General features: G+C 36.1%; 7 protein-coding genes. All 7 read left to right on the forward strand.

Annotation, left to right across the window (positions count from 1 at the left end):
• Window positions 1-211: 211 nt before the first annotated feature.
• The 7 genes from EZJ43_RS13705 (at window position 212) to EZJ43_RS13735 (ending at window position 13,685) form a co-directional block, all read left to right on the forward strand.
• On the forward strand, window positions 212-3,325 hold the full coding sequence (locus EZJ43_RS13705; protein ID WP_133263287.1) for a SusC/RagA family TonB-linked outer membrane protein: 3,114 nt from the start codon (window positions 212-214) through the stop codon (window positions 3,323-3,325).
• 18 nt (window positions 3,326-3,343) lie between these two features.
• Window positions 3,344-5,089 carry a RagB/SusD family nutrient uptake outer membrane protein gene (locus EZJ43_RS13710; RefSeq protein WP_133263288.1) on the forward strand — a complete coding sequence of 582 codons (1,746 nt, stop codon included), beginning with the start codon at window positions 3,344-3,346 and terminating at the stop codon, window positions 5,087-5,089.
• A 40-nt stretch (window positions 5,090-5,129) separates the two neighbouring features.
• A complete protein-coding gene (locus EZJ43_RS13715) occupies window positions 5,130-8,192 on the forward strand; it encodes a SusC/RagA family TonB-linked outer membrane protein (protein WP_165953177.1) in 3,063 nt (1,020 codons plus the stop codon).
• A 53-nt stretch (window positions 8,193-8,245) separates the two neighbouring features.
• Entirely contained in the window at window positions 8,246-9,898 is a 1,653-nt protein-coding gene (locus EZJ43_RS13720) for a RagB/SusD family nutrient uptake outer membrane protein (protein WP_243718098.1), read from the forward strand.
• A gap of 34 nt (window positions 9,899-9,932) precedes the next feature.
• Window positions 9,933-10,490 (forward strand): DUF1735 domain-containing protein, encoded by a 558-nt coding sequence (locus EZJ43_RS13725; protein ID WP_133263290.1) that lies wholly within the window; start codon window positions 9,933-9,935, stop codon window positions 10,488-10,490.
• A gap of 382 nt (window positions 10,491-10,872) precedes the next feature.
• Window positions 10,873-12,414 carry an alpha-N-arabinofuranosidase gene (locus tag EZJ43_RS13730; RefSeq protein ID WP_133263291.1) on the forward strand — a complete coding sequence of 514 codons (1,542 nt, stop codon included), beginning with the start codon at window positions 10,873-10,875 and terminating at the stop codon, window positions 12,412-12,414.
• Between the two features lie 44 nt (window positions 12,415-12,458).
• Window positions 12,459-13,685, forward strand: a complete 1,227-nt coding sequence (locus EZJ43_RS13735; protein WP_243718099.1) for a sialidase family protein — start codon at window positions 12,459-12,461, stop codon at window positions 13,683-13,685.
• Window positions 13,686-13,696: the final 11 nt, after the last annotated feature.

Genomic DNA, 13,696 nt, shown 5'->3' on the forward strand with positions numbered 1-13,696 from the left:
TAAAAATAGGATAGTAATTTACATGAAACACTTTCATTATTCTGTGATATTTGATTTAACTAATACGGGTGGTAACCAACCTGAAGACGAAACCTAAAATCAAACTAAATGACAATCGAACCTTTCCTTAAAAGATTACAATCGTTCTAGGGTAGTATAAAATTACCAATCCACAAAGAATTAAATATTAGCTAACCAATAATTAAACCGTATGAAACTTAATTTTACATTTAGTTTTTTATTACTTTTTTGCTTTTTTTGTAACGCCGCTTTCTCTCAAACCACGATAGTTAAAGGTGTAGTTAAGCAGGGTAATTCTGGCGATCCATTGCCTGGAGCCAGTATAAAAATACCAGGGACATCAATAGGTGCAATTACAGATAATGATGGAAAATTTACAATTAAAGTAAATTCTTTAAATGATGTGTTAAGAGTATCTTATATTAGTTTTATAAGTAAGGATGTTACTTTAAATGGTAAAACCGAAATTACAATAGCCTTAGAGCCCGATAATTCTAACCTCGATGAAGTTGTAGTAATTGGTTATGGAACCCAAAAGAAAGAAACTTTAGTAGGTGCCATCAATACTATTTCTACTAAAGAATTAGTGCAGAGTCCTGTAGCAAATATTAGCAACTCGCTTGCTGGCAGATTGCCAGGACTTACTGCAGTACAACGATCTGGAGAGCCTGGTCAAGATGCTTCATCACTAAAAATTCGAGGAATTGGAACACTTTCTTCTGGCGCAGCTTCTGATCCGTTAATTATGATTGATGGTGTGCCCCGCGAAATTGGCAATGGTGGCCAAGGTGCATTAAATAATTTAGATCCAAATGAGATAGAATCTATCACCGTTTTAAAGGATGCATCTGCAACGGCAGTTTTCGGTGTTAGGGGTGCGAATGGGGTAATATTGGTCACAACCAAATCTGGTAAATTGGGCAAACCATCCGTTAGTTTCTCTACTAACATCGCTGTACAAAATCCAACATCTATTGCTAAATTTTTAAATGCTGGCGATTATGCATTTTTAAAGAATGAAGGAAGTAGAAATGACAATCAACCCGAATTATTTTCAGATGCAGTAATCCAAAAATTTAGAGATCAATCAGACCCGATTGCTTATCCAAATTCTGAGTGGTTGAGTAAATTTATTAAAAGTGCGGCACCGCAACAACAGTATAACCTCAATATATCTGGCGGTGTAAACAATGTAAAATATTTCGTTTCCGCTGGCTATTTCAACCAAGAAGGTATATACGATACCGATGGTATTGATTTTGGTTTTAAAGCAAATCCATCAACAAAAAGATATAATTTTAGATCTAATTTCGATATTAACCTAACCAAAATGCTAACAGCAACTTTACGGTTAGGAACTCAAAATATATCGAATAATTACCCTGGTCAAAGTTCTCAATCTGTATTTTTTAATATATTAAACGTTTATCCTTTTACTAGCCCTGGCCTTGTAGATGGGAAGTTAGTTAATGCTTATGTAAATGATCCACTTGGGTCTTTAGGTTGGCCTTCTAGAGGATATTCGCCGTACAGTGATATCGCATCAAGTGGTTTTACAGAAAACACCAACAACAATTTAAATATGAACTTGGAGTTGAAACATCAACTAGATTTTGTTACTAAGGGATTATCTATTAGAGGCTTAGTTGCATTCGACAATACATTTTCTCGGTCTGTTAGTAGGGGGAGAGCAATTGATACCTATACCGTAAACCCTGATTTTAAAGGTGGTGGTGATTATTTTAAGAATTCAGATTTGGGTAACTTCTCTTTTTCGCAAGGATATGGGAAATTTAGAAGAAATTATTATGAAACCTCATTAAATTATGCACGCAGTTTTGGTGGACATAATGTAACTGCCTTAGCGCTATATCAACAAGAAACGCGCTGGGATCCTACTTTTCAATTCAGCGTTCCAAGAAATAACTTGGGTATGGTTGGGCGCATAACCTACGATTATAAAGCTAAATACCTTTTTGATTTTAGCATGGGTTACAATGGATCAGAGAATTTTCCGGAGACGAAGAGATATGGTTTTTTCCCAGCATTCGGCGTAGGTTGGGTAGTAACTGAAGAAAAATTTATACCTAAAAATAATATTCTGAGTAGATTGAAATTACGCGGTTCGTATGGTGAAGTTGGAAATGATAAAATTGGTGGAGACCGTTTTCTATACTTACCATCGGTATTCAGTTTTGGTGGTGGCTCAACACGGGGTTATAGTTTTGGTACAACTGGTATAGATAGAAATTTATATGGTGGTTCTCAAGAAGATAAATTAGGAAATCCTAATGTAACTTGGGAAAGAGCCGTTAAATCAAACATTGGAATAGATTTATCGATGTTTAAAAGCAGATTAACCATTACAGCCGACTATTTTAGAGAAGATAGAAACAATATTTTGGTAAACCTTGGAACTGTGCCTGCTTTGGTTGCTGCTAACCTACCTGCGGCGAATATCGGTAAAGTAAAAAATCGTGGTTTTGAGTTAGAAATGAACTGGCGCACAACTAAAGGAGATTTTACGTATTCAATAGGCGGAAATATGGCTTTTTCTAGAAATAAAATTTTATTTGCTGATGAGCCAACGCCTTTATATCCTTGGATGGCAAGTACAGGATTTTCCGTAGGCCAATTGAAGACTTTTAGAAACGCTGGTTTTTACAATAATTATAATGAAACACTAAACAGACCTTATAATACATTTTATGGAAATCTTATCCAACCAGGTGATTTAAAGTATGTTGATATAGATGGAGATGGAAAAATTGACCAAAATGATCAAGTTCCGTCTGGATACAGCACCTTTCCTGAAATTACTTTCGGTATGCCTTTAAGTTTCTCTTACAAAAACTTCGACTTATCGGTACTACTTCAAGGATCAACCAATATTGCTACCTACTACGATGGCGTTTTTGGAGTTGCATTTGGAAATATTTTTACTGCAACTATAGCTAGGCATTTAAATAGATGGACACCAGAGCGATTTGCCAATGGAGAGCTTATAAATGAACCAAGACTTAGTGGAAATGGAACATCCTCGCCCAACATCCAGCGTTCTGATTTTTTTATGCACAATGGTTCGTACATCAGGTTAAAAAATGTAGAAATAGGGTTTAGAATTCCAAAATCGGTTTACCAAAAAATTGGTGTTAATAGCATACGTGTTTATGTTAACGGATCTAACCTAGCCACCAAAAGTTTTACAGATTTTAAAGATATGGATCCAGAAAAATCAAATGGTGCAGCGTTTGGCTATCCGCAAATGAGGGTTATAAACGGTGGTGTAAGTGTTCAATTTTAAAATTTAATTCAATCAACGATGAAATACTCGACAAAATTTTTATTTGCTCTTTTGGTAGCGCACTTATTCATATTCTCAGCCTGCAAAAAGCTAGAAAAACCACTTGGTAATGATGTTACAGAGGATCAAGTCTTCTCTAGTGCAATTAACGCGCAGTCGTTTTTATTCGAAACCTACAGGGTAATTATTCCTTATGGTTTTCCTTATGCTACAAATACGGTTTCCTCGCACATGTACCGTTCTATGGAGTCAAATTTATGTGATGAAAGTGAATTTACAATTGGCTATTCAGTAGCTGCATCCATCAACATTTCTGGCTATGCACCAAACGATGGCTTTCTTACCAATGATGTGTTTAGTTATAATTATGCGGGTATAAGACGGTGCTTTGTTGTATTAGAAAATATAGATAGAGTGCCCGATTACAGCGATGCACAAAAAAGCCAGATTAAGGGAGAGTGCAAAGCACTTTTAGCGTTGCGCTACTCGCACATGCTTAAATATTATGGAGGCGTGCCTCTTGTTAAAAAACGATTAACTGTAGAGGATGATCTCAAAATTCCAAGATCTTCTGTAGAAGAAACAGTAAATTATATTGCACAGCTTTGTGATGAAGCAGAGGCTGCTTTGCCAGATAGTTACGAAGGTAGATTTACAGGTAGGCTAACTAAAGGTGTTGCAATGGCCATAAAAGCAGAAACATTTTTATATGCAGCAAGCCCACTTTTCAACTCAAGTACGCCATACATTTCTTCGGCAAGCAATAGCTTAGTATCTTACGGAAGTTACGATGCAAACAGATGGAAAGCCGCTGCAGATCAAAGTAAAAAGGTAATCGATTGGGCTTTGGCAAATGGATACAGCATCATAAATACAGGCAACCCGTTTGATGATTATGGCGTGGCAACATCAAAAGAAGACAATAAAGAAATTTTGCTCTCTTTTAAAGGCCAGCTTAATCAAAATGGTTTTACACGTTATTACCTTCCAACTTTAGGCGCTTTTAATGCAGGTAGTGGCATAAATTTCAATATCCTTCCACAATTTTATAAAGCAGATGGCACCAACCAAACTTGGCCAACTTTAGCTGATGGTAAAAAGCCTTATGCAGAATATAAACAAAAAATGGACGATATGGAGCCACGTTTTAGGCAAATGGCTTGGATTTGGGGACAATCGCCTTACGCAAACCCTACCAATCCTCGTTTCCAATGGTCGTTTAGTACAGAAAATGGTCAAGTAATTTCTTATACGAATGTAGCGAAGTTGGTCAAGTTTACTTACAAATATGAAGGCGGTAACAACGGAAATTACGCGCCAGATTGGGCTGTATTTAGACTTGCAGAATTTTACTTAGATTATGCTGAGGCTTTAAACGAATATTCGCCAAATAATGTAGAAGCATATACTGCATTAAATGTGATTAGAAATAGAGCCGGCTTACCTTCAATATTATCTTCAAACCCTGCTTACAATACGCAGGCAACATTAAGAGAAGCCATACATAGAGAGCGAGCAATAGAGTTATTTGCAGAAGATCACAGATCTTTTGATGTAAGAAGATGGAAAATAGCCTCGCAACCGGGTGTTATCGGTGGAGATTTCTACGGCTTTCAATACACCAGAAACAACGCAAGTACCGCTTACCTAGATTATCAGGTTTATAAGTTTGAAACTCGGTTTTGGCAAGATAAAATGTACTTAACGCCAATTCCTCAAGTTGAGGTTGATAAAGGATACATTATACAAAACCCTGGTTATTAATTATTAAAAAGAAATATTGGCATCTTTAAAATATTATATGATGAATATATATACCCTGTTGGTAAGCACAAAAAACTTACTTACCTATAATAGACCCAAACATTGGCTAAGCACATTTTTTGTAATGATGTTGCTCTCTTCCTCAGTTGCATTTGCGCAAACAGATGTTACGGGTACTGTTACCGACCAAACAAACAATTATGTTGAAGGCGCAAATATTTCTAGTGGCTCTTTAAATGTGATTAGTGATGAATTTGGTGGTTTTAAAATTAACCTAAAGGCTGGAGATAATTTGATTGTTTCAAAAAAAGGATTTAAAACCGTAACTCAAATCTATAAAAGCAAAAGTACTATCAATGTTACACTGCTCCAGAGTTCTGGTGATTCGACAGTTAACGTGGCTTATGGAAAACAATCAATAAATCATTTAACCGCTTCAATATCTTTTATTGATGGAAATGAACTATATAAAACACAAATTCAAAACTTAAGTAGCGCAATTAATGGAAGGTTAAACGGATTAACCGTTAATCCGCTTCAATCTGAGCCAGGATCTGAATTTCCGTCTTTAAATATCCGTGGTCTTGGGAGTTACAATGGCAATAACACACCTTTGTTTTTTGTTGATGGTTTTGAAGCACCTTATGAAACACTTTCTGCCGTAGAAATTGAAACTTTAAGTGTATTTAAAGATGCTGCTGCCTTAGCTCCTTTTGGTGTACGTGGTGCAAACGGTGTAATTTGGGTTACAACGAAAAGAGGCGAAATAGGTAAAACCCGTATTAATTTTAAAGCTAGAACAGGCTTTTCTCAGCCAATTCAGCTACCTAATTTTGTAGATTCTTATAACTATGCTAGTCTTTATAACGAAGCGCTTTCTAATGATAATGGCCGAGTTTACAATCCAAGATACAGCCAAGCAGACTTAGCGGCTTATAAAGATGGTTCTGATCCCATTTTTCATCCAAATATTAACTGGTACGATCAAACGCTAGAAAAAACCATTCCAAATTACGAAGCAAATTTAACTTTTGATGGTGGAACTAAGGCTGTAAAATACTTTATTGCTTTAGGTTATTTAAATACACCCAAATTATTTAAAGAGAATACAGATGCGGTAGAAAGCAGATTGAAAAGTACCGGTGGCGCAAAACGTTACAATTTTAGATCAAATGTTGATGTAACCTTAAATAAAGTTTTCGATGCTTCTATCAGCTTGGGCGGTTCAATTCAGGATAGATCTTTCCCTAATTACACCAATTATTTTGATTTACTGGCAGCCACACCACCAAATGTTTACGCGCCAATAAATCCCGATGGTTCTTACGGTGGAAATGCAATTTATCCAAATAACCCAATAGCAGCGTTGTATGGTCTTGGTCAAAGAAATACCAACGCCAGAACATTGCAAACAAATTTTAAATTAAACGAAAAACTAGATATGGTAACGCCGGGACTTTCGTTAAGTCAAGAGGTAGCTTTTCTTAGTTATTTTCAAGGAAATTATTTTTACCAACGAGATTATGCTCGATTTTCCCCATCAATTGATCCTTTAAGCGGTGCAATTGTATATAGCAAATTAGGAAATGATAAACCTTACTCTATCGACGAAAGTCAGTACGATGAGTACAATAGAGACAGCTACTCTATTCAAGCTGATTATAAGCGGGCTTTTGGTTTAAATAGTTTTCAAGGTATGGTTAATTACCGTTTAAGTAAATATGTGATAGACGGAAATAATGTACCATTTGTAAGCACTGGTTTTGCCGGCAGGTTAAGTTATGCTTATGATGAAAAGTATTTGGCCGAAGTAGATTTTGCGTATAATGGTTCTGATAACTTTGCACCTGGAAAAAGATTTGGCTTTTTCCCCGCAGCATCTCTAGGGTGGATTTTATCGAAAGAGAACTTTTTAAAAGATAATTCATTTTTAAATTTCCTTAAACTAAGATCGTCTATTGGTGTAGTTGGGAACGATCAAATTGGTGGCGGTAGATTTTTATACCAAGGCTATTATTTTGGCGGACCATCTGTTATTTTTGGTAACAATGGCAATAGTGCTTTCGGAACTTTGGCTGAAGGGGCAGTTGGCAATGTAGATGTTACTTGGGAGAAAAACCTCATGTTTAATGTTGGCTTAGATGCACAATTTTTAAATAATCAATTACAGTTAACTTTCGATTATTTTAGAAACCAAAGGTCTAACATCCTTTCTACAAGATCTGCCATCGCCCCTGCAATTTTAGGTGTAGCTTTGCCTTTCGAAAATTTAGGTAAAACGAATTCTAGCGGTGTAGAATTTTCATTAGGTTATTCATCTCCTAAAAATAAAGAATTTACATATTACGTTACTGGTAATGTTTCTTATGCACGTACTAAAATTGTTAATCAAGAAGAAATTACTCGTAGCCAAGATTACTTATATAGAACGGGTAAATCTGTTAATCAGCCATTTGGATTAACTGCAATTGGTTTTTTTCAATCTCAAGCAGAGATAGACGATCCTAAAACTCCTATTCAATTGTTTGGCCCAGTACAACCTGGAGATGTTAAATATAAAGACCAAAACAATGATGGCTTTATAAATGATGATGATGTAACTGCAATTGGATATAACGATGTGCCATTAATAAGTGGTTCATTAACGATGGGTGCACAATATAAAGGTTTTGATATAATGGGAAGCTTTTATGGAGTAGCCAATAGAAGTATTTACGAAAGTGGTCCTTATTTTTGGGCATTTAACAACAATGGCCAAGTGCCAGCAATTGCCGAAGGTAGATGGGCATACTATCCAGATCAAGGAATTGATACCAGAGCAACAGCAAATTATCCTAGACTTTCTTTAACCAACAACCTCAATAATAATAGACGATCAACACTTTGGACAAAGAACGGTAATTTCCTAAGGTTGAAAAACTTAGAATTTGGATATACTATTCCAAAAACCATCGCAAAAAAGTTGAAGGTAGAAAATATTAGATTTTATTTAAGTGCAACCAATCTTTTTACATTCTCTGCACTTGATGATATCGATCCTGAGTTTCCGGTAGGTTACCCACAAATGAAAAATTATCAGTTTGGTTTAAATGTAAAATTTTAATGGATGTTTTATTTCCTATTAAAAATTTTAGGAATGAATTAAAAAAAATAATGATGAAACGACTACTAATTATTTTAACACTAGTGTTACCCTTTGTTTTTTCGGGTTGCAAAAAAGCACTTGATAATCGTATAGATACAAGCTTAACACCCGATCAGGTTTTTGTAAATTACGATAGAATAAAATCTTTCGGCCTTGGTACTTATGCCTATTTGCCAGCAGGTTATAATAGAGTTGGAGGCGCTTTTTTAGCAGGTGCTACCGATGATGCGGAAGAAACTAATACAAGTTCGGCTATCCAAGCATTTAATTTTGGCTCTTGGACCGCATTTTCTAATCCGGAGGTCACTTTTGGTTCATTCTATAACGGGATACGGAACGCTAATCTTTTTTTAGAGCGAACTACCAATTTTAAGCAAATAATTGCAAGAGATACTTTTACTGTAGAAGGTAGACAAAAGTACATTAGAAATGTTGATGATTTACGTTGGTTGAGGCAAGAAGTTAGGTTTATCAGATCCTACATTTATTTTGAATTGATTAAGAGATATGGTGGTGTTCCATTGGTTACAAAAAGCTTGCAATTGGATGAAGGTAAAGATATTCCGCGTAGTTCGTACAACGATATGGTAACTTTTATCTCTAATGAATGTGATGCGGTTAAGGATAGCGTAAGGGATGAATGGCTCGGCTATAGCGATACCGAAACAGGTAGAATAACTAAAGGAACAGTTTTAGCGCTAAAAAGCCGATTGTTACTTTACGCAGCAAGTCCTTTAAACAATCCTGGCAATGATGCGCAAAAATGGCAAGCCGCAGCAAAGGCCGCTCAAGATGTTATTGCGATGAACAAGTATAGTTTGTTCAACAACTACCAAAATTTGTTTTTAACGCCAAACTCATACAGAAGTACAGAAGTTATACTCTCTAGGCGATATTCAGGTAGCAATGGTCCGGAAAGGGCAAACTTCCCGATAGGTACGCCAGGTGGGCAAAGTGGTACAACGCCTTCACAAAATTTGGTTGATAGCTATGAGAAACTTGCTGGATGGGATGCTACAAACCCTTATAATTTACGAGACCCTCGATTAAATGCAACTGTTGTGGTTAATAATTCTAACTGGAATGGCCGAACCATACAAACTTATATTGGTGGCGCCGATGGCCCCGGAAAAGAACGCACATCAAAAACAGGTTATTATCTTAAAAAATTCCTTTCTAACCCTTTAGATTTGGTAAACAATCAAACTACTGTAAAAGCATGGATATTGTTCCGTTATGGCGAAATTCTTCTTAATTATGCAGAAGCAATGAACGAAGCTTATGGACCAGATGACGCAAACGGTTACGGCCTTACAGCTAGGCAGGCAATTAATAGTTTACGTGCCAGACCGGGCGTAAATATGCCGGCAGTTGTTGCAATTGGCCAAGGCGATTTGAGAGAGAAAATAAAAAATGAAAGACGAGTAGAACTTGCTTACGAAGACCATAGATTTTGGGATGTAAAACGTTGGAAAATAGCCGAAAGTACTTTGGGCGCACCTTTATTAGGTATCGAAATTACAAAAGATGCCAATGGCGTTTTCTCGTACGTAACTAAAGAAGTTGAAAAACGTGTGTTTCAACAGAAAATGTATCTTTATCCAATTCCTCAGATAGAAGTTAATAAATCTAACGGAGTTATTGTTCAAAATCCAGGATGGTAGCCAACTAATTAAGCATTTTAAAAATTCACCAAACATGAAAAAATTAATCTTATTTGCATTTATTTCCGCTTTATTATTTTCTGCCTGTAAAAAAGCAGCTAAAGATGAAGAATTTGGTTTTGCAAAACTTTATATGCCACAGGCAACAGTGCAATCCGCAGGACTTAACAATAACTATTTTGTATATATAAAAAACTATAAAACTGCCGATACAACCATTCTGGTCGGTTTGTATAGAAGCGGGCTACAGCCGCTAACTTCGGTAAATGTATCTTTGTCTGTAGATCAAGACACATTAGCTAAAGCAATCGTGCAGTCGATGGCACCAGGTGCTTCAAGTAATTTAGATGTTTATAAAAGTGCAAAATTACTTCCTCAAGCTTATTATACAATGCCCAATAGTATTGGTTTAAATGATGGTCAGAGAGAATCTTATGTAGGTTTAGTAGTAAATAAAACTTTGTTAGAGGCTGATCCTGATTACGGGGTTAAGAGTTTTATATTGCCTGTTAGAATCAGTAACCCTACAAAGTTTGAGCTTAATCCAAAGTTGAGTTTAACCATGTTTATATTTCAAAAAAAAATAAATTAAATTACGTTTACTCGCATTGGTGTAAATGAGGTTTAACTAAATGAATTGATAGAGTTGTTAAAGAGCCAAACACTAAAGTGTTTGGTTACTTTTTGCCATCTACAATTTCTATTTTCGCTCGCTGTGAACAATAGTATTTTTTTTTGTGAATTAAGAAGTGTAAAATCACCTCTAAAATTTAATAAATGTAGGTGGTTTTGTTAAAAATTAAATAATTTACAGATAATCTCATTTTAATCGCTTCCAAATTTTATTACTTTTTCAATTAACGTCGATCTCAAAAGTTTTAAAATTAAGAATGTCTCTCGTATTTTAGTAAAATGTGCGCACTTGAGCAAGATTTGGTTCATAAAGAATTTTGTAAGCTAACCATTAAGAAAAAATGAAAAAATTTAACCTTGTCTTATTACTTATTTTAGTCGTTGGTAAACTATTTGCGCAAACGGAGGCTACTCTAGAATTGCCATCCAAAAGTTCAGACCTGGTAATTAGCAGACATATTTACGGTCAGTTTTCCGAGCATTTGGGTCGCTCTATTTACGGCGGTTTTGTAGTAGGAGATGATGTAAATGTGCCTAAACAAAATCGCATCAGGCTTGATGTAGTCGATGCATTAAAAAAGATAAAAATTCCCAATTTAAGATGGCCGGGTGGTTGCTTTGCCGATGAATATCATTGGCGAGATGCAATTGGGCCACTTAAAGATCGACTCAAAATGATTAACACCAATTGGGGTAATGTAACCGAAGACAATAGTTTTGGTACACATGAATTTTTAGATTTATGCAGTATGCTAAATTGCGAACCTTATATCGCTGGTAACGTAGGCAGTGGTACGGTACAAGAAATGTCTAACTGGATAGAATATTTAAACTTGGATGGAGAAAGTTCTATGACCGAAATGCGCAAGCAGAATGGGCGAGATAAACCTTGGAACGTAACATTTTGGGGTGTAGGGAACGAAAGTTGGGGTTGTGGTGGAGACATGACAGCGCAGTTTTATTCAGATCAATATAAGCGTTATGCCGTTTATGCTAGAGATTATCCTGGTGCAAAATTAAAGAAAATTGCCACTGGTCCAACCGATGACGACTACAATTGGACGCAAACATTGATGAAAAATGTAGGCACGAAAATGTGGGGTTTATCACTTCATCATTACTCATTACCAAAGGGAAGTTGGGGCGATAAGGGATCGGCAACCAATTTTGATGAGAAACTATATTTTAATACGCTAAAATCTGGCCTGTTTATGGATGAATTGATTACCAAACACAGCGCCATTATGGATAAGTATGATCCAAAACGTAATGTAGCTTTGGTGGTTGATGAATGGGGCGTGTGGACAAATGTTGAGCCGGGTACTAATCCTGGCTTTTTATATCAGCAAAATAGTATGAGAGATGCTTTGCTTGCTGCATCTACATTAAATATTTTTAACAACCATTGTGAGCGAGTGAAAATGGCAAACTTGGCACAAACTGTAAATGTTTTACAAGCTTTGGTGTTAACCGATAAAGAGAAAATGTTGCTTACACCAACTTATTATGTATTCGATCTTTATAAAGTGCATCAAGACGCACAGTATTTGCCTTTAAAATTAACAAGTCCAGATTACGTGTTTGGAACAGCTAAATTACCAGCTATAAACGCTTCTGCATCTAAAGATAAAAATGGTGTAACGCACATTTCGCTGGTAAATATCGATCCATTAAAAAAAATAATAGCCAAAATTGATATGGGCAATGCAAACCTAAAATTTCAGAATGGACAAATTTTAACGTCAGAAAAGTTTACGGATATAAATACCTTCGAAAAGCCATATAAAATAAAAAATGTAGTTTTTAAAAATGTGAAGATAAGCGGAACACAACTTGCTGTAGCATTACCGCCACTTTCTGTGGTGATGATTGAATTGAAGTAATCCTAAATTACAATACTATTATTTTAATTAGTAAAACAATTGTTATGATTAAACTATTTGCCGATTTCAACTTTGCTAAAACATGTAGTCGATTGCCTTATAAACTATTTATACTTGTACTTACAGCTACGGTTTTCTCGTCCTGTGTGGTTAAAAAGAATAGTTCCTCAGCATTAAAACCGCCGGGAGTAGTGATAGATTATAGCCCCGCATCTTCGGGGTTATACATTGGTTCCCCAAGTCTTACCGTATTGCCCAATGGAGATTACGTTGCTTCGCATGATTTTTTTGGACCCGAAGGAACCGAACGTCAACAGGGTATTACGGCAGTATTTAACTCGAAAAACAAGGGTAAAAGTTGGACTAAAATAGCAGATGTGAAAGGACAATTTTGGGCGAAGCTATTTATGTATCAAAATGGTTTGTACTTATTCGGCACTTCGAAAGAATACGGAAACACAGTTATTAGGAAATCTGTAGATGGCGGCGTTAATTGGACTGTACCAACAGATTCGTCCAACGGATTATTATTGGCCGGCCAATATCACTGTGCCCCAACGCCAATAATTGAACATGATGGCAGAATTTGGAGGGCGATGGAAGATGCAATGGGTCCAATAGAAGGTTGGGGGAAAATGTTTGGCTCTTTTATGATGTCTGCACCAATTGGCAGCGATTTGCTAAAAGCATCTAGTTGGGAGAAAAGTAACATTTTGAGGTTTGATCCAACTTACCTAAACGGGAATTTCGGCGGTTGGCTAGAAGGAAATGTCGTTGTTGCACCTAACGGGAAAATCGTAAATATATTAAGAACAGCTTACGATAAAGATGGTATAGAAAAAGCAGCGATTACCCACATTAGCAACGATGGCAAAACAGCAAGTTTTAACCCCGATAAAGACTTTATTAATTTCCCTGGCGGAGGGAAAAAGTTTGCCATTCATTTCGATGCCATTACAAAATTATATTACACGCTTTCCAATTATATCCCCGAAAAAAACAAAGCTGCATATATCGGAAATACGAGAAATGTGCTCGCCCTGTGTACTTCTAAAGACCTAACAACTTGGGAAGTTAAATCAATTATTTTGGAACACGCCGATAAAGAAAAACATGGTTTCCAGTATGTAGATTGGCAGTTTGATGGTCAGGATATTATTGCGGTATCGCGTACTGCCTACGATGATGCTGAAGGTGGCGCACACAATTTCCATGACGCTAATTATCTAACATTTCATAGAATTAAGAATTTTAGAACTTTAAACTTATAAAATAAACAAAA

Origin of the sequence: Pedobacter changchengzhani, assembly GCF_004354365.1 — a bacterium.
GTDB lineage: Bacteria > Bacteroidota > Bacteroidia > Sphingobacteriales > Sphingobacteriaceae > Pedobacter > Pedobacter changchengzhani.